Annotated in this window: 20 protein-coding genes; 11 read left to right on the top strand and 9 right to left on the bottom strand. The window is 71.7% G+C overall.

The window, feature by feature from the left end:
* Positions 1-214 precede the first annotated feature (214 nt).
* Positions 215-2,113 carry a pectate lyase-like domain-containing protein gene (locus NCI01_RS04005; protein ID WP_254180168.1) on the top strand — a complete coding sequence of 633 codons (1,899 nt, stop codon included), beginning with the start codon at positions 215-217 and terminating at the stop codon, positions 2,111-2,113.
* On the opposite strand, the gene NCI01_RS04000 is transcribed toward NCI01_RS04005, so the two are convergent.
* Entirely contained in the window at positions 2,095-2,790 is a 696-nt protein-coding gene (locus NCI01_RS04000; protein ID WP_254180167.1) for a dihydrofolate reductase family protein, read from the bottom strand. The genes NCI01_RS04005 and NCI01_RS04000 overlap by 19 nt on opposite strands.
* 31 nt (positions 2,791-2,821) lie before the next feature.
* Between NCI01_RS04000 and NCI01_RS03995 the strand changes: the two genes are divergently transcribed.
* Entirely contained in the window at positions 2,822-3,724 is a 903-nt protein-coding gene (locus tag NCI01_RS03995) for a dihydropteroate synthase (RefSeq protein ID WP_254180166.1), read from the top strand.
* A 48-nt stretch (positions 3,725-3,772) separates the two neighbouring features.
* Here NCI01_RS03995 and NCI01_RS03990 read toward each other — a convergent pair whose 3' ends face one another.
* Positions 3,773-4,645, bottom strand: coding sequence for a PDDEXK family nuclease (locus NCI01_RS03990; RefSeq protein WP_254180165.1), 873 nt, complete (start codon positions 4,643-4,645; stop codon positions 3,773-3,775).
* A 150-nt stretch (positions 4,646-4,795) separates the two neighbouring features.
* Entirely contained in the window at positions 4,796-5,809 is a 1,014-nt protein-coding gene (gene galE / locus NCI01_RS03985) for a UDP-glucose 4-epimerase GalE (protein ID WP_254180164.1), read from the bottom strand.
* 42 nt (positions 5,810-5,851) lie between these two features.
* Here galE and gmd point away from each other — a divergent pair, with 42 nt between their 5' ends.
* Positions 5,852-6,832, top strand: coding sequence for a GDP-mannose 4,6-dehydratase (gene gmd / locus NCI01_RS03980; RefSeq protein WP_254180163.1), 981 nt, complete (start codon positions 5,852-5,854; stop codon positions 6,830-6,832).
* Positions 6,829-7,764, top strand: a complete 936-nt coding sequence (locus tag NCI01_RS03975; RefSeq protein WP_254180162.1) for a GDP-mannose 4,6-dehydratase — start codon at positions 6,829-6,831, stop codon at positions 7,762-7,764. The genes gmd and NCI01_RS03975 overlap by 4 nt, the downstream gene beginning before the upstream one ends.
* Before the next feature lie 18 nt (positions 7,765-7,782).
* Here the strand turns inward: NCI01_RS03975 and NCI01_RS03970 are convergent, their stop codons facing one another.
* Positions 7,783-8,307 (bottom strand): hypothetical protein, encoded by a 525-nt coding sequence (locus NCI01_RS03970; protein ID WP_254180161.1) that lies wholly within the window; start codon positions 8,305-8,307, stop codon positions 7,783-7,785.
* Positions 8,304-9,170, bottom strand: a complete 867-nt coding sequence (gene rfbA / locus NCI01_RS03965; protein WP_254180160.1) for a glucose-1-phosphate thymidylyltransferase RfbA — start codon at positions 9,168-9,170, stop codon at positions 8,304-8,306. Before rfbA ends, NCI01_RS03970 begins: the two co-directional genes overlap by 4 nt.
* A gap of 74 nt (positions 9,171-9,244) precedes the next feature.
* Between rfbA and NCI01_RS03960 the strand changes: the two genes are divergently transcribed.
* The 3 genes from NCI01_RS03960 to NCI01_RS03950 are packed head-to-tail and all read left to right on the top strand — an operon-like array spanning position 9,245 to position 13,548.
* Entirely contained in the window at positions 9,245-11,128 is a 1,884-nt protein-coding gene (locus NCI01_RS03960; protein ID WP_254180159.1) for a DUF4012 domain-containing protein, read from the top strand.
* A gap of 10 nt (positions 11,129-11,138) precedes the next feature.
* Positions 11,139-12,137: a dTDP-glucose 4,6-dehydratase gene (gene rfbB / locus NCI01_RS03955; protein WP_254180158.1), complete on the top strand. Its 999-nt coding sequence runs from the start codon at positions 11,139-11,141 to the stop codon at positions 12,135-12,137.
* 10 nt (positions 12,138-12,147) lie between these two features.
* Positions 12,148-13,548: a sugar nucleotide-binding protein gene (locus NCI01_RS03950; protein ID WP_254180157.1), complete on the top strand. Its 1,401-nt coding sequence runs from the start codon at positions 12,148-12,150 to the stop codon at positions 13,546-13,548.
* A gap of 420 nt (positions 13,549-13,968) precedes the next feature.
* Here the strand turns inward: NCI01_RS03950 and NCI01_RS03945 are convergent, their stop codons facing one another.
* From NCI01_RS03945 to NCI01_RS03935, 3 genes are all read right to left on the bottom strand, one after another.
* On the bottom strand, positions 13,969-14,262 hold the full coding sequence (locus NCI01_RS03945; RefSeq protein WP_254180156.1) for a DUF2516 family protein: 294 nt from the start codon (positions 14,260-14,262) through the stop codon (positions 13,969-13,971).
* Between the two features lie 100 nt (positions 14,263-14,362).
* Positions 14,363-15,103 (bottom strand): hypothetical protein, encoded by a 741-nt coding sequence (locus tag NCI01_RS03940; protein WP_254180155.1) that lies wholly within the window; start codon positions 15,101-15,103, stop codon positions 14,363-14,365.
* 44 nt (positions 15,104-15,147) lie between these two features.
* The gene (locus NCI01_RS03935) at positions 15,148-15,579 is read right to left on the bottom strand and encodes a helix-turn-helix domain-containing protein (RefSeq protein ID WP_254180154.1); all 432 of its coding nucleotides are present in this window, start codon (positions 15,577-15,579) and stop codon (positions 15,148-15,150) included.
* Between the two features lie 142 nt (positions 15,580-15,721).
* Between NCI01_RS03935 and NCI01_RS22560 the strand changes: the two genes are divergently transcribed.
* Complete coding sequence (locus NCI01_RS22560) at positions 15,722-16,219, top strand: VanZ family protein (protein WP_254180153.1); 498 nt, start codon at positions 15,722-15,724, stop codon at positions 16,217-16,219.
* On the opposite strand, the gene NCI01_RS03925 is transcribed toward NCI01_RS22560, so the two are convergent.
* Positions 16,154-17,119 (bottom strand): asparaginase, encoded by a 966-nt coding sequence (locus NCI01_RS03925; protein ID WP_254180152.1) that lies wholly within the window; start codon positions 17,117-17,119, stop codon positions 16,154-16,156. The genes NCI01_RS22560 and NCI01_RS03925 overlap by 66 nt on opposite strands.
* Positions 17,120-17,159: 40 nt before the next feature.
* Here NCI01_RS03925 and cysC point away from each other — a divergent pair, with 40 nt between their 5' ends.
* The 3 genes from cysC to NCI01_RS03910 are packed head-to-tail and all read left to right on the top strand — an operon-like array spanning position 17,160 to position 19,882.
* On the top strand, positions 17,160-18,350 hold the full coding sequence (cysC, locus tag NCI01_RS03920; protein ID WP_254180151.1) for an adenylyl-sulfate kinase: 1,191 nt from the start codon (positions 17,160-17,162) through the stop codon (positions 18,348-18,350).
* Entirely contained in the window at positions 18,343-18,879 is a 537-nt protein-coding gene (locus NCI01_RS03915) for an arsenate reductase/protein-tyrosine-phosphatase family protein (RefSeq protein WP_254180150.1), read from the top strand. The genes cysC and NCI01_RS03915 overlap by 8 nt, the downstream gene beginning before the upstream one ends.
* Positions 18,872-19,882, top strand: coding sequence for a sulfite exporter TauE/SafE family protein (locus tag NCI01_RS03910; protein ID WP_254180149.1), 1,011 nt, complete (start codon positions 18,872-18,874; stop codon positions 19,880-19,882). Before NCI01_RS03915 ends, NCI01_RS03910 begins: the two co-directional genes overlap by 8 nt.
* Positions 19,883-20,015: the final 133 nt, after the last annotated feature.

Raw genomic sequence — 20,015 nt, 5'->3', positions numbered from 1 at the left:
GGGCCTCCTATGCCTGTGGATAGGTCGAGCAGGCCACTCCTGCCCGACAACCCACGTACATGCATGTGAGAGGCCCCGGCCTGCAACCCCCTCAGTCCGAGGCGGTCACGTCATACCGTCTGAGCCCGGGACCAATTCGGGGTATGGCGCTCGTCACACCTGATGGTGCACCATCAGGTGTGGAAGCGCTCTCACACCCCCGGAAGGTCCCCCCATGCCCCCACGTCCACACCGTCGTACGCACCTGCGCGCGGCGATCACCGCCCTCGCTCTAGCCCTGGCGGGTCTGTCGCCGCTGGCTCTCGCGCCCGGCACTGCCGCGACTCCCCCGCCCCCGAGCTCGGCCGCGCCCGACCTGGGCGAGCGGGTCATCGTCTTCGACCCGTCCATGCCCGTCGCGGAGATCCGTGAGCGCGCCAACGCCATCTGGCAGCAGCAGGTCGACGCCGAGATGTCGGAGGAGCGCTGGAGCCTGCTCTTCCAGCCCGGCACCTACGGCACCGCCGCCGAGCCCCTGCAAATCAAGGTCGGCTACTACACCGAGGTCGCCGGGCTCGGCGTCTCCCCGTCCGACACCGTCATCAACGGCAAGGTCGAGGTCTACAACCGCTGCCTGAACGACAATGGCACCAGCTACTGCGTCGCGCTCAACAACTTCTGGCGCTCGATGTCCAACCTGACCATCCAGGTCAACGGCACCGGCCAGGACGGGTGCCGCGCCTCGGCCAACTTCTGGGCCACCTCGCAGGCCGCCTCGCTGCGCCGCGTCGACGTCCGCGGCGGCAACCTCTCGCTCATGGACTACTGCACCGCCGGGCCGCAGTACGCCAGCGGCGGCTACCTCGCCGACTCCCGCACCGGCCTGGTGATCAACGGCTCCCAGCAGCAGTGGCTGACCCGCAACAGCGAGGTCGGCGAGTGGTCCAACGGCGTGTGGAACCAGGTCTTCGCCGGCACCGTCGGCGCCCCCTCCGAGGCCGGCTTCCCCACCCCGCCCTACACCACCCTCGACCGCACCCCGATCAGCCGGGAGAAGCCCTACCTCCACATCGGCGCCTCGGGGGCGTGGCAGGTGCGGGTGCCTGCCGCGCAGGCCGACTCGCGCGGCATCAGCTGGGCCGACGGCCCCACGGCCGGCCGCGACCTGCCGCTGTCGTCGTTCCACGTGGCGACCCCCGCGCAGCCCGCGAGCGTGCTGGCCAAGGCGCTCGACCGCGGCAAGAACCTGCTGCTCACCCCGGGTGTGTACGACGTCGACCGCAGCCTGGTGATCCGCCGTGACGACACCGTCGTGCTGGGCATGGGCCAGGCGACGCTGACGGCCGTCGGCGGCGCGACCCCGGTCGTCGTACGGCACCAGGCCGAGGGCGTGGTCCTCGCCGGCATCACCGTCGACGCCGGCACCGAGCTCTCGCCCAACCTGGTCCACATCCAGGGCCAGCCCGGCAACAAGCAGAAGCCGCGCACCATCACGCCCAGCACGACCCTCAACGACGTCTACCTCCGCGTCGGCGGTCCCCACATCGGCCGCGCCGACACCTCGCTGCGCATCGACGCCGACGACGTGCTGATCGACCACGCGTGGGTGTGGCGCGCCGACCACGGCGTCGAGGGCTTCACCGAGGGCGTCGCGGGCGACACCGACCGCTGGCGCACCAACATCGGCCGCCAGGGCCTGGTCGTCGACGGCGACCGGGTCAGCGCGACCGGGCTCTTCGTCGAGCACTACCAGGAGTTCAACACCGTCTGGAACGGCGAGGACGGCCATGTCGTGCTCTACCAGAACGAGCTCCCCTACGACCCGCCGAGCCAGGCCGACTGGACCCGTCCCGACGGGACGCTGGGGTGGTCGGGCTACAAGGTCGCCGACGACGTGCTCCGGCACCAGCTGTTCGGCGGCGGGGTCTACGTCTTCAACCGCAACAAGCCCTCCATCACCACCGAGAGCGGCTTCGAGGTGCCCGACCGGGCCGGGGTGCGCCTGCACCACGTCCTGACGGTCAACCTCGAGGCCGGCAGCATCGAGCACGTCGTCAACGACACCGGTGCGCGCGTGGACAGCTCCGCGCCGGGCGTGCCCAGCTACGTCGTGGACTACCCCGCGGCGGGCTGAGGCTGCACCAGCCAGCGTCCTAGCAGCGTCCCGTCCTGCTCGAGCAGCAGGGCGGGACGCAGCGCGACGTCGACCTCGGCGCCGGTGGCGATGCGTACGGCGTCGCCGCCGGTGAGGCTCGGCACGACCGTCCAGCACAGCTCGTCGACGACGCCCGCCGCCAGCATGTCGGCGAACAGCGACGGCCCGCCCTCGCACAGCTGCTCGGTCCAGCCCCGCTCGACCAGCGCCGCCTTGAGGGCGACGAGGTCGATCTGCTCGTCGCCGAGCACCAGCACGTTGTCGTCGCCCAGCTTCTCGCGCGCCTCCGCCAGCCCGTCCGACGACGCGACCGTCGCCATCAGCACCCGCCCGGGCGGCGCCTCGGCCAGCGACGGCGGGACGTCGGCCGACCGGCTCACGACGACGATCGGCACCCGCGGGACGTCGTACTCCTCGTCGCGGATCGTGCCCGCCCCCACCACCAGGCAGTGGGCGCGGCGCCGCAGGGTGTCGAAGACCCGCTTGTCGGCGTCGTTGTTGATCGTGCCGCTGAGCCCGTCCGACCCGGTCGCGGCGCCGTCGACGGTGCTGACGAAGTTGACCCGCAGCCACGGCTCGCGCTCCGGCGTGTAGGCCGCCGCGAGGTCGTCGTCGGACAGGTCGGCCAGGCGCTGCAGCTCGAGGGGATCGCTCACGGCCAACATCTTGCCGTCTACCCTTTCGGGCGTGATCACCCTTGCGGATCTGGCCGCCCTGCACGCCGAGCACGGCGGGTCGTGGGACAGCCCCGTCGCGCCCGTCGTCCTCGACGGCCCACGCGGTCCGGTGTCGATCGGCGACGGACAAGCGACCCTCATGGGGTGCATCAACCTCTCCCGTGACTCGACCTACCGCGAGAGCGTGGCGACCAGCCCCGCCGACGCCGTCCGCATGGGGCGCATCCAGGCCGCCCAGGGGGCCGCGCTCATCGACCTCGGCGCCGAGTCGAGCAACGCCCGCGCGGCGCGCGTGTCAGCGGCCGACCAGATCGCAACCCTCGTGCCGGCTGTCAAGGAGCTCTCCGCCGAGGCCGTCGTCTCGGTCGAGACCTACGAGCCGGAGGTCGTGCGCGCCTGCCTCGACGCCGGCGCCCGCGTGCTCAACATGACCGGACGCCAGCACGAGGACGAGATGCTCGCCCTCGCCGCCGAGTACGACGCCGCCGTCGTGCTGTGCTTCGGCACCACCGCCAACGTCCGCGAGATCGCCGACGTGCCGCCCGACGCCGACCCGATGCCGGTGCTGCTCGACCACTTCGGCCCCCGGCTCGAGCACGCCCGCTCGGCGGGTGTCGACAAGGTGGTCGTCGATCCCGGGATGGGCTTCTACTACGGCAACCTCGTCGACCCGATGACCCGCGCCCGCCACCAGGCCCGCGTGCTGGCGCAGAGCTTCCGCCTGCGGCCGCTCGGCGTGCCGGTGTGCAACGCCCTGCCGCACACCTACGACCTCTTCGGCGACGAGTTCCGCAAGGCCGAGGGGTTCTACGGCGTCCTCGCCGCCCTCGGCGGCTCCCACCTGCTCCGCATCCACGAGGTCGCCCACCTCCGCGTCGTGCTCCGGGCGATGGGCGAGCTCGACGTCCGCTGACGCAGACACCATGAAGGCAGTTCACGCCCCGGTCGGCACCAGCCACGCTCAGGCGGCCAGCCCGTGGCGCCCAACTGCCTGCACGGTGCGCCACCGGACGACGTCCTCGATCGCAGCGCGCACGTCGTCGGGCCGGAACATCACCTCGGTCCAGGTGAACCTCAGGACCACCAGCCCCAGGCGAGCGGCCCTCGTGTAGCGGTCCACGTCTCGCTGGAGGCCGGCCTTGGTCCAGTGGTGCTCCAGCGACTCGGCCTCCATCACGATCCCCAGACGGCGCTCCAGCAGGTCGACGAAACCCACGCCCGGGACGTGCCCCTGCGGGACGACGTCGATGCCTGGCACCGACGCAGCGATCACGTAGAGGCAGGTCTCGAACGGATTGGCCCGCAGGTGGGACGCCTCCGCTGCGACCCGCAGGGCCTTCGCGCGCCCGGTCCGTGGGCTACGAGCGGCGGCGACCAGGAGGTCGTCGCGGTCGATGATGCCCTCGCGCATCGCCGAGTCCGCCACGCAGAGCGCCACGTCGAAGTCGTAGGTCCGCGCGCAGTCGATGACCGTGCGCGTGCGGGAGGTGACATTGCGCCTCAGCTCGCGCTCGGACAGGTCGGCCCAGTGCAGCTCGTAGGGACCCCGAGGCTTGCGAGCACTCCGAGGCAGCGTGACGCACGGACGCAGCGGGTCGTGCTTGAGCTTCCAGCCGAACTCCTGGGCGGCGCTCAGGTGGGAGGCAGTACCCCCGGTTCGGGCGACGGCGCGCATGGTGCCCTCGAGGTCCGCGAGGCAGTACCTGTTGTGGCGAGGCTTATGGAGCCGTCCGTCGGCGAGGGCACCCGCCAGCTGCGACCGGGTCGTGAGCCCCAGCACCTCCTGGAGCGTGCCGACCCCGCCGAGCTCGCGCAGCGCCACGACCGGGTCCATGCCTCGACCCTGACATCGAGCGCCGGTCGCCCGCTCGCCTCATCCACAAGCACCATGCAGGCAGTTCGCGCGCCGGGCAGGTCCGGCCACGCTCAGCCGAGCGCTGCATCGCCCGAACTGCCTTCCTGGTGTCGAGGGCCCGACGAAGCGTCAGCCGGCGAAGCCCCGGGGGTTCTGCGACTGCCAGCGCCAGGTGTCAGCGGCCATCTCGTCGACCGACCGCTTGGTGCGCCAGCCGAGCTCGCGGTTGGCCTTGGACGGGTCGGCGTAGGACGTGGCGATGTCGCCGGGGCGCCGGGCCACGACCTCGTAGGGGAGCTCGCGACCCACCGCGCGCTCGAAGGCGCGGAGCATCTCCAGCACGCTGGTGCCGTGGCCCGAGCCGAGGTTCCAGGTGTGGACCGCCTCGTCGGTGTCCTCGAGCGCCTTGAGGGCGGCGATGTGGCCCGCGGCGAGGTCCTCGACGTGGATGTAGTCACGGACGCCGGTGCCGTCCACCGTGTCGTAGTCGTCGCCGAAGACCAGGAGCTTGTCGCGCTTGCCGACCGCGACCTGCGCGATGTAGGGCACCAGGTTGTTGGGGATCCCCGACGGGTCCTCGCCGATGGTGCCGGACGGGTGCGCGCCGACGGGGTTGAAGTAGCGCAGCAGCGCGAACCGCATCTGGGGCCGAGCGACCGCGACGTCGCGCAGGATCTGCTCCTGCATCACCTTGGTCCAGCCGTAGGGGTTGGTCGCGTAGGTGCGGCGGTCCTCGGTCGCCCCGGCCTGGTCCTCGCCGTAGACCGTCGCGCTGGAGGAGAAGACCAGCTTGTCGACGTCGTACTTCTGCATCGCCCGCACGAGCGAGAAGGTGGAGACGAGATTGTTCTCGTAGTAGTCGAGCGGCTTCTCGACACTCTCGCCGACGGCCTTGTGGCCGGCGAAGTGGATCACGCCGTCGAAGTGCTCGCTCGCGAAGAGGTGCTCGGTCTTGTCGTGGTCGCACAGGTCGAAGGAGTGCAGCGTGATCGGCGTCCCGGTGAGGGACTCCAGCCGGCCGAGCACCGTGGGGTGGGAGTTGCTGAAGTTGTCGACGATGACGACGTCGTAGCCGGCGGCGACGAGCTGGATGACGGTGTGCGAGCCGATGTAGCCGGCACCGCCGCTGACGAGGATCTTCATGCCGTCCACCCTAACGAGATGCGTGCTGACAGAATGCGTCGCATGCCCTGCGCTCTCATCACCGGAATCACCGGCCAGGACGGCCTCTACCTCGCCGAGCTGCTGCTCGAGAAGGGGTACGACGTCCACGGACTGATCCGCGGCCAGAACAACCCCCGCCGCGAGCTGGTCTCGAAGGTCGTCCCCGACGTGCAGCTGCACAACGGCGACCTGACCGACCTGTCGAGCCTGATGCGGGCGATGCGTGACTCGCAGCCCGACGAGGTCTACAACCTGGGCGCGATCTCCTTCGTGGCCTACTCCTGGGAGAACGCCTTCGTCACCAGCGACGTCACCGCCATGGGCGTGCTCAACATGCTCGAGGCCGTACGCCTCCACGCCGGCGACGACCCCTCGTCGATCCGCTTCTACCAGGCCTCGAGCTCGGAGATGTTCGGCAAGGTGCAGGAGGTCCCCCAGTCGGAGACCACCCTGCTGTGGCCCCGCTCGCCCTACGGCGTGAGCAAGGTCTACGGCCACTACATGACGATCAACTACCGCGAGTCCTACGGCATGCACGCCTCCTCGGGCATCCTGTTCAACCACGAGTCGCCGCGCCGCGGGCCGGAGTTCGTGACCCGCAAGATCAGCCAGGCCGTCGCCCGGATCCACCTCGGCCAGCAGGACTCGATGGCGCTCGGCAACCTCGACGCCCGCCGCGACTGGGGCTACGCCGGCGACTACGTCGAGGCGATGTGGCGGATGCTGCAGCAGGACGAGGCCGACGACTACGTCATCGCCACCGGCGAGACCTGGTCGATCCGCGACTTCCTCGACCTCGCCTTCACCCACGTCGGCATCGACGACTGGAGCAAGCACGTCACCCAGGACCCGCGCTTCATGCGGCCCGCCGAGGTCGAGCTCCTCATCGGCGACGCGAGCAAGGCCAAGGACAAGCTCGGCTGGACGCCCACCGTCTCCTTCGCCGAGCTCGTCGCGATGATGGTCGACAGCGACATCGCGGCGGTCAAGGCGGGCTGGTGACCGCAGCCGCGTTCATCACCGGCATCGGCGGCCAGGACGGCACCTACCTGGCGGAGCGGCTGGTGGCCGACGGCATGGAGGTCCACGCGCTGGTCCTGGAGGCGGACGGCCACCCGGCCCACTGCCCGGAGCAGGTCGTGCTCCACGCCGGCGACCTGGGCGACGTCGAGGCCACCCGGCGGCTGGTGCGCGAGATCGCGCCGCGCGAGGTCTACAACCTCGCCGCGATCAGCTCGGTCGCCCAGTCGTGGGACGAGCCCGACCGCACCGCGCACGTCAACGGCCTGGCCGCGGTCGCGCTGATGGAGTCGGCGCGCGCGGTCGACGGCGTACGCCTCGTGCAGGCGTCGAGCGCGGAGATCTTCGGCGAGGCGGCGGAGTCGCCGCAGGACGAGCAGACCCCGATCGCGCCGGTCAACCCGTACGGCGCCGCGAAGGCCTTCGCGCACCTGTCCGCCCGCGTCTTCCGGCAGCGCGACCTGCACGTGTCGAGCGCGATCCTCTACAACCACGAGTCCCCGCGCCGGCACCCGCGCTTCGTCACCCGCAAGATCACCTCGACGGTGGCCGCCATCGCGCGGGGCGAGGCCGACGAGCTGGTCCTCGGCAACATCGACGTCCGCCGCGACTGGGGCTGGGCTCCCGACTACGTCGACGCGATGGTGCGGGCCGCCCGGGCCTACGAGCCGGGCGACTACGTCGTCGCCACCGGCGCCGCCCACTCCGTGCGCGACTTCGTGGCCGCCGCCTTCGCAGCCGCCGGGATCGACGACTGGGAGCACCTCGTGCGGCAGGACGCCGCGTTCTTCCGCCCGGCCGACCCGACAGAGCTGGTCGGTGACGCGACCCGGGCGCGCGAGGAGCTGGGCTGGGCGCCCACCGTCGACTTCGCCGAGATCGTGCGCCGGATGGTCGCCGCCGACCTCCCCTGACCGCCGAGCGGGGACGCGTCAGTCCAGCGGGATGTCCTCGGCGTCGTCGCGGTCGACCGGGTCGGTGTCCTCGGGCACCTCGACCTCGCCGTCCTGGTCGAGGCTGAGCACCAGCTCGCGCTCGCCGTGCCTGGTCCAGCTGATCGTCGTGCGGAAGTCGTCGCGCTCGAGCTGGGCCCACGGCTGGTCGGCGTCGAGGCCGTCGGACGTGCGGGTCCAGCCGGCCTCCTCGAGGGCCGTCGCCGTCCGGTCGACCAGCTCGTCCTCGTCCCCCTCGCCGACCACGACGGCCGAGACCAGGTAGTCCTCGGAGCGGTAGGTCGACATGCCCCCGCTCTCGACGCGCCCCTGCGCGCGCTCGACCGCGAGCCCTTCACCGGTGAGCGTGGTGGCCATGTCCCGCAGCTCCGCGGTGACCGCCTGCTTCCTCGCGGCGAGCTCCTCGGCGGCCTGCTCGGGGTCGGGGTCGCCGCACGACCCGAGCCCCAGGGTCAGAGCGAGGGCCGGCAGGAGCCGTGGCAGCCGGTCGACGCGTGGCGTCACCCGTGCTGCAGCAGGCCGAGCAGGTACTCGCCGTAGCCGCTCTTGCGCAGCGGCTGGGCGCGCTCGACCAGCTCGTCGTCGGACAGCCAGCCCATCCGCCACGCGACCTCCTCCGGCGCGCCGACCTTGAAGCCCTGCCGGCCCTCGATGGTGCGCACGAAGTTGGAGGCGTCGTTGAGCGAGTCGAACGTGCCGGTGTCGAGCCACGCGGTGCCGCGCGGCAGCACCTCGACGTGGAGGCGGCCCTCCTCGAGGTAGCGCCGGTTGAGGTCGGTGATCTCGAGCTCGCCGCGCGCGGACGGCTTCAGCTCGGCGGCGTACTGGACGACGTCGTTGTCGTAGAAGTAGAGCCCCGGCACCGCGAAGTCGCTCTTGGGGTTGTCCGGCTTCTCCTCGAGCGACAGCGCGCGGCCCTGCTCGTCGAACTCCACGACGCCGTAGGCGCGCGGGTCGGCGACGTGGTAGCCGAAGACGGCGGCCCCGTCGAGCTCGGAGAAGCGGAGCAGCTGGTGGCCGAGGCCGGAGCCGTAGAAGATGTTGTCGCCGAGGACGAGCGCGGACCGCTGGTCGCCGATGTGGTCGGCGCCGATGATGAAGGCCTGCGCCAGCCCGTCCGGCGAGGGCTGCACCGCGAAGGTCAGGTTGATGCCGAACTGCGACCCGTCGCCCAGCAGGCGGTGGAAGCCGTCGGCCTCGTGGGGCGTGGTGATGATCAGGACGTCCCGGATCCCCGCCAGCATCAGCGTGGAGAGCGGGTAGTAGATCATCGGCTTGTCGTAGACCGGCACCAGCTGCTTGCTGATCCCCTGCGTGATCGGGTGCAGTCGGGAGCCGGTCCCGCCGGCCAGGATGATTCCGCGCATGGCTGCACCCTAGGGCGTCCGGGATCTCCAGCCGGGATTCTTCGCGGTCCTCGCCCCTTTGGCACCATGTCGGCATGTCGTCCTCCCGTCGCGCCACGCCGCGACGGCTGGTCCGGCCGGCGACCGTGGTCGGCGGCCTGCTCCTGCTGCTGGTCGTCCTGGCGCTGCTCGCCATCCCCTTCCTCTCGGCCCCCGGGCACGCCGAGGCCGCGCGCGTCGAGCTGAGCGCCGCCAAGGACGCCCTCGACGCCGGCGACACCGAGGCCGCCGTCGCTGCGGTCGAGCGCGCCCGCGACGAGACCGACGACCTGCAGGGGTCGGTGCAGGGCGTCGGCGGCGACGTGTGGAGCTGGGTGCCGGTCGCCGGCGGCCCGGTGCGCGACGTACGACGCCTCGGCAACGCGCTCGACCAGCTCGTCGGCGTGGCCGAGACGGGCGTACGGATCCTGCCGCAGGTCCGCGGGGAGGAGTCGACGCTCGTCGACGGCGGCAACGTCGACATCGAGGTGCTGGAGTCGGTGATCGACGACCTGCGCGACGTGTCGACGCGGCTCGAGGACGCGCAGTCCGAGCTCGCGGACGTGGCCGACTCGCGCCCCGTCGTCGGTGACCGCCTCGCCGAGGCGCGCGACCAGGCGCAGGGCGAGGTGGACCCGCTGGCCGACGGGCTGGAGTCGATCGACCCGCTGCTCGACCACCTGCCCGTCGTGCTGGGTCGCGACGCCAGCCGGCAGTACCTCGTGGCGCTCCTCAACCCCGCCGAGATGCTCTACTCCGGCGGCACTCCGCAGACCTTCGTGCCCGTCGACATCGACCGGGGGCGGCTGTCGATGGGCGAGACGGTCGACCTGTCCACCGCTCCCGGCGCCGCCCAGCCGCGCTACTGGCGCAAGGTCAAGGGCAACCCGTTCCACCGCGGGCAGATGAAGCCCGCGCTGGCCACCATCGCGCCCGACTGGCAGGTCTCCGGCAACGAGCTGGCCAACGCCTGGCGCAGCCTGCGCGGGCGCCGGCTGGCCGGTGTCGTCGTGATCGACGTGGTGGCCATCTCGCGGCTGCTCGACGTGTCGGGCCCGCTCGAGGTGCCGACCCTCGGCACGCTCACCGGCGACAACCTCGTCGAGAAGCTCATCGGCAGCTACGACGACTACCCCGAGCCCGCGCAGCGCAAGGCGGTCAACCGCGCCCTCGCCCCCGTCTTCGTCGACCGGCTGCTGTCGGGCAACGACCCCGTCGGCACCGGCCGCGTCCTCGGCGAGGCGGCGGACCAGCGACGCTTCGCGCTCTTCTTCCGCAACCCCGACGAGCAGGCCGTCTTCGACGACCTCGGGCTCAGCGGCCGGCTCTCGGACACCGAGCACGACTACATCGGCGTCTTCACGCAGAACAAGGTGCCCAGCAAGTCCGACTACTGGCAGCGCCGGACGGTCAGCACCGACGTCACGGTGCGCGAGGACGGCAGCGCCCGCGTCCGGATGGACGTCGAGGTGCACAACGACTCCCCGCCCTACGTCCAGCCGGTGCCCGACCCGCACCAGGGCTACTTCACCCGCTGGAACACCCTCAGCATCGCGCCGTTCCTGCCCACCGGCGCCACCTTCGAGTCCGTGGCCGTCGACGGCGAGCCGCTGGAGACCTCGCCGCGCAACTTCTTCGGCCGCTACTTCGTCCGCCCCGAGGTGGAGTTCGCGCCGCAGGCCCGCCACACCCTCACCGTGACGTACGACGTCCCTGCCGCCGCGGTGCGCGACGGTGACGGGCTCGCCTACCGCCTGGCGCTCGACCCGCAGGGCATGGTCGACCCGCAGGCCGTGCGGGTCCGGGTCAGCTTCCCGCGCGGCTACGCCGTCGATGACGGCCTGCCCACGGGCTGGTCGACGCGCGGCGGACGCGTGGCGACGTACGACACAGAGGGGCTCGAGACGGTCGAGTCGTACGAGATCCTCGCCCACCCCTAGACTCCGCGCCATGGAACGCCTTCTCGTGACCGGGGGCGCGGGGTTCATCGGCTCGAACTTCGTGCACCACCTCGTCGACCACACCGACCTCAAGATCACGGTCCTCGACAAGCTGACCTACGCCGCCTCGAAGGAGTCGCTGGCCGGTCTGCCCGAGGACCGGGTGCAGCTCGTGGTCGGCGACATCGCCGACGAGGACGTCGTCGACCCGCTGGTGGCGGCGCACGACGCGGTCGTCCACTACGCGGCCGAGTCGCACAACGACAACTCGCTCAACGACCCGAGCCCGTTCATCAAGACCAACATCCTCGGGACCTACACGATCCTCGAGGCGGTGCGGAAGCACGACAAGCGCCTGCACCACGTCTCGACCGACGAGGTCTACGGCGACCTCGAGCTCGACGACCCCAAGCGCTTCACCGAGGACACCCCCTACAACCCGTCCTCCCCCTACTCCGCGTCCAAGGCCGGCTCCGACCACCTGGTCCGCGCGTGGGTGCGCAGCTTCGGCGTCCGCGCGACGGTCTCCAACTGCTCCAACAACTACGGGCCCTGGCAGCACATCGAGAAGTTCATCCCGCGCCAGATCACCAACGTCATCGACGGCGTGCGCCCCAAGCTCTACGGCTCCGGCGAGAACGTCCGCGACTGGATCCACGCCGACGACCACTCCTCGGCCGTGCTCACGATCCTGGAGAAGGGCCGCATCGGCGAGACCTACCTGATCGGTGCCGACGGCGAGAAGAACAACCTCGAGGTCGTCCGCCTGATCCTCAAGCTGATGGGCAAGGGCGAGGACGACTTCGACCACGTCAACGACCGCGCCGGGCACGACCTGCGCTACGCCATCGAGTCGGGCAAGCTGCGCCAGGAGCTCGGCTGGCAGCCGCAGTTCCAGGACTTCGAGGCCGGCCTGGCCAACACCATCGAGTGGTACCAGACCCACGAGGACTGGTGGCGCCCCCACAAGGACGCGACCGAGGCGAAGTACGCCGAGAAGGGCCAGTGAGCTCGCACCGATGACCCTCCCCTCCCTCGAGACCACGCCGATCCCCGGCCTCGTCGTCGTACGCCTCGACCGGCGCGACGACGCCCGCGGGTTCTTCAAGGAGAACTGGCAGCGCGAGAAGATGCGCAGCGTAGGGCTGCCCGACTTCGGGCCGGTGCAGAACAACGTCTCCTTCAACAAGGACCGCGGCGTGACGCGCGGCATCCACACCGAGCCGTGGGACAAGTTCGTGTCGCTGGCCACCGGCCGGATCTTCGGCGCCTGGGTCGACATGCGCGAGGGCGACACCTTCGGCGCGACGTTCACCCTCGAGATGGACACCTCCGTCGCGGTCTTCGTGCCGCGCGGCGTCGGCAACAGCTATCAGGTGCTCGAGGACGCCACGGCCTACACCTACCTGGTCAACGCCCACTGGCGCCCCGGCATCGCCTACCCCGCGCTCGCGCTCGACGACAGCACGGTCGCGATCGACTGGCCGATCCCGCTGTCCGAGGCGATCATCAGCGAGAAGGACCAGGACAACCCCGGGCTCGACCCGAGCACCGCGATCCCGGGCAGGAAGACGCTCGTCCTCGGCGGTGGCGGCCAGCTCGGCCTCGCCCTCGCGGCCGCCTTCCCGGGCAGCGAGGCCGTCACCCGCGCCGAGCTCGACGTCACCGACGCCGAGGCCGTCGCGGCCTGGCCGTGGCACGACTACGGCGTCGTGCTCAACGCCGCCGCCTACACCGCCGTCGACACCGCCGAGACGCCCGAGGGACGCGTCGCGGCCTGGTCGGCTAACGCCACCGCTCCCGCCACCCTCGCCGGCCTGGCCCGCGAGCACGGCTTCACGCTCGTCCACTACTCCTCCGACTACGTCTACGACGGCACCGCGCCGCTCGACCCCGGCCACACCGAGGACGAGCCGCTCGCGCCGCTCGGCGTCTACGCGCAGAGCAAGGCCGCCGGCGACGTCGCGGTCTCCCTCGCCCCGCGCCACTACGTGCTGCGCACGTCATGGGTGATCGGCGAGGGCAAGAACTTCGTCCGCACCATGCAGGCGCTCGCCGAGAAGGGCGTCTCCCCCAGCGTGGTCGACGACCAGGTCGGCCGGCTGACGTTCACCGACGAGCTGGTCCGGGCGACCCGCCACCTCCTCGACACCGACGCCGCCTTCGGCACCTACCACGTGTCCAACGGCGGCCCCGCGATGTCGTGGCGCGAGATCGCGCAGGCGGTCTTCGAGCGCTCCGGCCGCAGCGCCGACGACGTGTCGGGCACGACCACGGCGGCGTACGCCGAGGGGGTGCTGGCGCAGGGCAACCCCTTCGCCCCCCGCCCGCTCAACTCCGCGATGTCGCTCGCCAAGCTGCGCGCCACCGGCTTCGAGCCCGAGGACGCGATGGCCGCCCTCGATCGCTACCTCGCCTGACGCGTCCTACCACCCGCTGCCGGGGTGGCGGCACATCGCACCTTCGGGCGACCTCAACACGCAACCCGCCGCCACCCCCCACGCGCCGGCCCCCACCGTGGCGGCACATCGCACCTACGGGCGACCCCAACACGCAACCCGCCGCCACCCCCCACGCGCCGGCCCCCACCGTGGCGGCACATCGCACCTACGGGCGACCCCAACACCCAACCCGCCGCCACCCCCCACGCGCCGGCCCCCACCATGGCGGCACATCGCACCTACGGGCGACCCCAACACCCAACCCGCCGCCACCCCCCACGCGCCGGCCCCCCACGGTGGCGGCACATCGCACCTACGGGCGACCTCAACACGCAACCCGCCGCCACCCCCATCGCGACAGGAGGGGCAGGAGGGGCGGTAGAGCGGGGTGGACGAATGTCAGCGGCGGGACGTGACCTCGGCCAGCGCCGGGCGCACGTCGGCGATGTAGACGAGCGAGGCGATCGTGAAGATCAAGTGGATGATCCCGAGGGGTGAGGAGCCGATCAGGATGAGCTGGGCGGCGAAGCCGAGGCCAGTGATCGCACACCACGCCTGCTTGGTCAGCTTGCCGGCCGCCTGGTAGGCCTCGGCCGAGTAGGTCAGCGAGTTGATGAACGCGAATCCCTTGATCGCGAGCAGCACGACGAGCACCACCAGCATCAGCGTGCTCTGGAACGCGTAGATGTTCACAGCAAGAGGGTAGCGCGCAGCAGGAGGCCCCCGCCCTGACGGACGGGGGCCTCCCACGGGCTCAGAACAGCATCAGCTGCTGCTCATCGGCTTGTGCTCTTCAGTCGCCGACCTTCTCGGCGGCGTCCGCGACGGCCTTGGCCGCGTTGGTCGCGGTGGCGGTGGCGGCGCTGGCGGTGGCCTTGGCGCTGCTCTGCGCGGTCGCGGTCTTCTTCGCCGCGGTCTTGCGGGCGGTGGTCGCGGCGGCCTTCTTGCCGGCGGCCTTCTGCGTGGCCTTCTTGGCGGTCGGCTTCGGCTTGGGGGCGACCTTGGTCGCGGCGGTCTTGTCGGCAGCGGCGGTGGTGGCCTCGGCGGCCTTCTTGGCCTGGGTGGTGGTGGTCTTGGCCTTGGCGACGGTGGTCTTGGCCGAGGACACGGTGGCCTTGGTGGACTCCTGGCGGCGGATGCGGCCCACGAGGGACTCGCCGCGCTTGACCAGGTCGGCGTAGGCGGCGTTGGCCGCGGACACGTTGTCGTCGACCAGGGTCGAGACCTGGGTGGTGACCTTGGCGGGGTAGGCGCGGGCCTCGGACTGCAGCTCGGCGACGCGGGCCTCGATGGCGGCGCGGCGGGCCTGGGCCTGCTTGCGCAGCGCCTTCGGGTCGGTGGCGGTCTTCTGGACGTCGCTCACGCGGGTGGTGACGTCCTTCTGCACGGCGGCGACGCGCTTCTGCACGTCGGCGACGGCCTCACGGACGGCCTCGACGGCGAGGTCGGTGACGCCGACGCCGGCGAGGACGGGCTTGAGGGCCTCGGTCCTGAGGTCGCGCTTGGTGGTCTTGGTGGTCTTCGTGGTGGCCATGTGGGTCTCCTTCGGGTGGGTGCTGCGGGTGGTGGGTGGGTGGGTCACGACTGGTCGCGCTCGTTGAGCGCGAGGAACGAGGCGTAGACGTCGAGCAGCGAGTGCTTCTGCCGCTCGGTCAGTGCGGTGTCGGCGAGGATCGCGAGCTCGACCGAGCCGGGCTGGCCCGGGTCGGGGTGGACGATCCCGGCGCGGACGTAGAGCTGCTCGGCGCTGACGCGCAGTGCGCGGGCGAGCTGCTGGAGCACCTCGGCCGACGGCTTGCGCAGGCCGCGCTCGATCTGGCTGAGGTAGGGGTTGCTCACGCCGACCTGGTCGGCGAGCTGCCGCAGCGAGAGCTGCGCGCCGAGGCGCTGCTCCCTGAGGTAGTCCCCCAGCGTGCCGAGTGAGCCGACGACCGCCTTGCTCGTCTTGCTGGTTGCCTTGGGGGTCGTCTTGGCGCTCACCTTGGCCGGGGTCTTCTTGTCCTTGGCCATGTCCCCATTGTGCTAACACTTGTTAGCAGAATTCAAACGCAGACCGGGTGAGACCTCTCACAAATCCTTTGCTCACGCGTGTTCCAGCGCTAGCAGGGCGGTTCGCACCCCCAAAACGGGTACGCCGATCTAGGATCCACCCGTGCCCGATCGTCGCCTGAGCCCCCGCGTGCGCTGGACGCTGCGCGCGCTGCTGGCGGCCTGGGGCGGGGCGCTGGCGCTCGTCCTGCTGGCGCCGTCGTCCACCGGCCCGGACTGGGCGATCTTCCACCTCGCCGAGGCGTTGCGCGGGCTCGGCCTTCCCGAGGTCCTGAGCCGCCCGGGCCGCGTCGAGTCGATGCTCAACGTGGTGGCGTTCGTGCCGCTGAGCCTGCTCGGCAGCCTGCTCTGGCCCCGGCCCAGCTGGCGCGACTGGACGGCCGTCGGGTTCGTGACGTCGTTCCTCGTCGAGGCGGCGCAGGCGGTCGTGCTCGACGCGCGGCAGGCGACCCACGCCGACGTGGTCGCCAACACCCTCGGCATGCTCATCGGCGCGCTGCTCGCGCTCCTCGTGCGGAGGCTGCTGCCCGCGGGCTCAGAAGGCGGCGCGGATCTCCCCGACCGGGACACCCCCACCGAGCAGCTCGAACCGCCCCGTTGACCTGACCGCCTCCGCGTCCACGCCCGCCTCGTCGAGCACGCCCGAGCGGCGCAGCGCCTCGGCCATCAGCACCGGACGCACCCGCGCGGCGCCGTCGTCGGTCTTCAGCGCCCACGCCCGCCCGTCGGGCAGCGCGACGGCGTAGCAGGACTCCGCCCCGGCCTTGCCGATCAGCCCGGGGACGGCCCGGTGCAGGGCCAGCTCGTCGCGGGTGGTGCCGCTGACGTACTCCGGGTGGCGCCGGATCGCGTCGGCGACGCGGCGCTGCGGGCCCTCGGTCGCGGTGGCCAGCCTCGAGAACGCCCGCGCCAGGCCGGTCAGCGAGGTGGACAGCAGGGGCGCACCGCACCCGTCGACGGCGACGGCCTCGACCGGCTCGCCGGTGAGCCGGGCGAAGGTCTCGGCGATGGCGACCTGGAGCGGGTGGGCAGGGTCGAGGTAGGTGCTGGTGTCCCAGCCACGCACGACGCAGGTGGCGAGCATCGCCGCATGCTTGCCCGAGCAGTTCATCAGGATGGGCGCCCTCGCTCCCCCGGCTCGTACGACGGCCTCACGGGCGTCGTCGTCCAAGGGGTGGTCGGCGGGGGTCTGGAGCGCGGACTCGTCGAGACCGGCCGACGCGAGCGTGCGGCGTACGCCCTCGATATGGAAGGGCTCCCCCGAGTGCGACGCGCAGGCCAGCGCGAGCAGGTCGTCCGGCAGGTCGAGGCCGAGCTCGACCATCGCGAGTGCCTGGATCGGCTTGTTGCTCGACCGCGGGAGCACCTGGGCGGCGACCTCGCCGACCGACCAGTCGACCGAGCCGTCGGCGGCCAGCGCCACGATCGAGCCGTAGTGGTGGCCCTCGACGAACCCGGAGCGGACGATCTCGGCGACGACGGGCCGACCAGCGACAGACATGGGCGCAGGCTACTTCCCGTCTCTCTGAGAGGATGCGCGGGTGATCCAGCACTGCCCGACGCCGACCGAGCTCGACGACCTGGAGCTCCTCGTCTCCGGCGCCTACGCCCCGCTCACCCGATTCAACGAGCCCGGGAGCGTGGTCACCCTCGACCTGCCGGACGGCGCCACGGAGGCCGAGCTCGTCGACCCCGAGGGCCTGCCGCTGGCCAGGGTCGCCGCCGACGGCTCGCTGGAGCCGCTGACCCACGCGCAGTACGGCCCCTTCCGCCGGCTGCACCTCACGCCCGCGCAGGCGCGCGAGCAGCACGCCGGGGCGACGTTCGTCCCGGTCGTCGACGCGCTCTCCGAGGCCGACCTCGAGGAGCTGCGCGGCCTGGGTCGGGTCGTGTTCGTGGCGCTGATGGGCACCGGCACCTCCTCGCTCTCCCCCGTCGCGCTGGTGCGCGCCACGCTCGCCGCCGCCGACCTGCTCGACAAGGCCGCCGTCGTGGCGGTCCCGCTCCCGGCGCACGGCGACGCCGAGGCCGACCACGCCCTCGGCGCCCAGGTGGTCCGGACCTACGCCGGCGACGACCCGGTCCACGCCCTCACGGACCCATCCGCCGGTCGAGCGCAAGACCTCCCGGCCGCCATCGCCGCGATCGTCGACGAGGACCAGCCCGCGCCCGAGGAGCAGGGCCTGGTGCTCTTCTTCACCGGCCTGTCCGGCAGCGGCAAGTCCACGCTGGCCCGCGCCCTGATGGACCTGCTGCTCGAGCAGGGCGGCCGCACGGTCACCAGCCTCGACGGCGACGTCGTACGACGCCACCTGTCCGCCGGGCTCACCTTCAGCAAGGCCGACCGGGAGACCAACATCCGCCGCATCGGCTGGGTCGCCGCCGAGATCGCCCGCCACGGCGGCGTCGCGGTCTGCTCGCCGATCGCCCCGTTCGCCGAGACCCGCGAGCAGGTGCAGGCGATGGTCGAGGCGGCCGGGGGCGCGTTCTTCCTCGTCCACGTCGCCACCCCGCTCGAGGAGTGCGAGCGCCGCGACCGCAAGGGCCTCTACGCCAAGGCCCGCGCCGGCGAGATCCCCGAGTTCACCGGCATCTCCTCGCCCTACGAGGAGCCCGTCGACCCGGCCGTGCGCGTCGACACCACCGGCCGCACCATCGAGGACGCGCTCGACGACGTCCTGGTCGCGCTCGACGAGGCCGGCTACCTCCACCTGCGGGGCACGGATGGCTGAGCCGCTGAAGGTGCTCTTCGTCTGCACCGCCAACATCTGCCGCTCGCCCTACCTCGAGCTCACCGCGCGCGCCCTGTCGGGCGCCGACTCGGGCGTGCAGTTCTCCAGCGCCGGCACCCACGGCTTCGACAGCCACGCGATGGACGAGGTCATGGTCGCCACGCTCGCCGAGGACACGTCGTCCGGATTCGCGAGCCGCCGCGTGACCGGGCCGATCCTCGCCGAGGCCGACCTGGTGCTGACCGCGGAGGCCACCCACCGCAGCTTCATCCTTGAGGAGTACCCCCAGCACCTGCGCAAGGTCTTCACGGTCGGCCAGTTCGCCGCCGCGGTCGAGGAGCACCCCGACCTGCGCGGGCGCGAGCTGGTCGCGGCGGTCGGCGCACGTCGTACGGCGGCGCGCCGCGAGCACGACATCGCCGACCCCTACCGGCGCGGGGAGGCCGCTGCGGCCACCGCAGCCGACACAATGTCGAGAATGTTGGGTGTGATCGTTCCGCGGTTGGCTCAGGGAGGCTCCGGTGGCTGACCTGGTGACCACCGCCGCCCTCTCGATCCTGGTCGCCGGCTTCGTCGTCGGCATCGTGGTCGGCCTGACCGGCATGGGCGGCGGCGCCCTGATGACGCCGGCGCTGCTGTTCCTCGGCGTCGGCTCGCCCGCCGTGGTCGTCACCGCCGACCTCACCGCTGCCGCGATCTACAAGACCGGCGGCGCGATCGTGCACAAGCGCGAGGGCTCGCCCAACATGCGCCTGGCCCTGTGGCTGATGGTCGGCTCGATCCCGATGGCGCTGCTCGGGCCACACCTCGTCGCGTGGTTCACCGACGACACCGACCAGCTCAACCACGTGCTGGTGATCAGCATCGGCTTCGCGCTCCTGCTCGCGGCGGCGACCTACGCGCTGCGGCTCTACGTCAACCTCCGCCGGGTCCGCTCGGGCACCCACGTCCACGACGACGACCCGCGGATCCGGGTGGTGCCGACGCTGCTCGTCGGCATGCTCGGCGGCCTGCTCGTCGGCATCACCAGCGTCGGCTCGGGCTCGGTCATCATGATCGCCCTGCTCATGCTCTACCCCGGGCTGTCGGCGGTGAAGCTCGTCGGCACCGACCTCGTGCAGGCCGTGCCGCTGGTGCTGGCCGCCGCGATCTCCAACATCGCCCTGCACGGCATCGACTGGGAGATCCTCGTCCCGCTCGTGCTCGGCTCGGTGCCCGGCACCATCATCGGCTCGATGCTCGCTCCGCGCGTGCCGCAGTCGTTCATCCGCCGCGGCATCGTCGTCGTACTCACCATGAGCGGCGTCGCGCTGCTCGACAAGTCGGGCTGGGCGCCGCTCGGCGAGGACGAGACCCACCCCATGCTCATCGCCGGCATCGGCCTCGCCGTGCTGGTGGTGCTGCCCATCGTGTGGGGCTTCCTGCGCAAGCAGCAGGGGCTGCCGATGTTCGGCTCGCCCACCATCGCCGAGATGGAGGACCCCGACTACCGCCCGGGGCTCGTGGGGATGAAGAAGGTCGACAAGACCTAGCAGGGCCGCTCCGACCCAGCCGGCGGCGAGCCACCGGCGTGTCGCACGACGTCGTACGGCGTGTCGGGGCCACCACGGACGACGAGCGGCCCCTGTGGAGAACCGTTCGCGATGGCCGGCACGGCTCGTCAGA

The sequence above is a fragment of the Nocardioides pinisoli genome (genome assembly GCF_024199985.1).
Taxonomy (GTDB): domain Bacteria; phylum Actinomycetota; class Actinomycetes; order Propionibacteriales; family Nocardioidaceae; genus Nocardioides; species Nocardioides pinisoli.
Note: the sequence above shows the minus strand (reverse complement) of the source record. Positions and strands in the feature narration are given on the sequence as shown.

Excerpts from the sequence above, each read along its gene's own strand:
- NCI01_RS03960 (WP_254180159.1), top strand. The coding sequence starts at position 9,245 with ATGTCGTCCTCCCGTCGCGCCACGCCGCGACGGCTGGTCCGGCCGGCG.
- gmd (WP_254180163.1), top strand. The coding sequence starts at position 5,852 with ATGCCCTGCGCTCTCATCACCGGAATCACCGGCCAGGACGGCCTCTAC.
- NCI01_RS04005 (WP_254180168.1), top strand. The coding sequence starts at position 215 with ATGCCCCCACGTCCACACCGTCGTACGCACCTGCGCGCGGCGATCACC.
- NCI01_RS03990 (WP_254180165.1), bottom strand. The coding sequence starts at position 4,645 with ATGGACCCGGTCGTGGCGCTGCGCGAGCTCGGCGGGGTCGGCACGCTC.
- NCI01_RS03935 (WP_254180154.1), bottom strand. The coding sequence starts at position 15,579 with ATGGCCAAGGACAAGAAGACCCCGGCCAAGGTGAGCGCCAAGACGACC.
- rfbA (WP_254180160.1), bottom strand. The coding sequence starts at position 9,170 with ATGCGCGGAATCATCCTGGCCGGCGGGACCGGCTCCCGACTGCACCCG.
- NCI01_RS03950 (WP_254180157.1), top strand. The coding sequence starts at position 12,148 with ATGACCCTCCCCTCCCTCGAGACCACGCCGATCCCCGGCCTCGTCGTC.
- rfbB (WP_254180158.1), top strand. The coding sequence starts at position 11,139 with ATGGAACGCCTTCTCGTGACCGGGGGCGCGGGGTTCATCGGCTCGAAC.
- galE (WP_254180164.1), bottom strand. The coding sequence starts at position 5,809 with ATGAAGATCCTCGTCAGCGGCGGTGCCGGCTACATCGGCTCGCACACC.
- NCI01_RS03915 (WP_254180150.1), top strand. The coding sequence starts at position 18,343 with ATGGCTGAGCCGCTGAAGGTGCTCTTCGTCTGCACCGCCAACATCTGC.
- NCI01_RS03925 (WP_254180152.1), bottom strand. The coding sequence starts at position 17,119 with ATGTCTGTCGCTGGTCGGCCCGTCGTCGCCGAGATCGTCCGCTCCGGG.
- NCI01_RS03940 (WP_254180155.1), bottom strand. The coding sequence starts at position 15,103 with ATGGCCACCACGAAGACCACCAAGACCACCAAGCGCGACCTCAGGACC.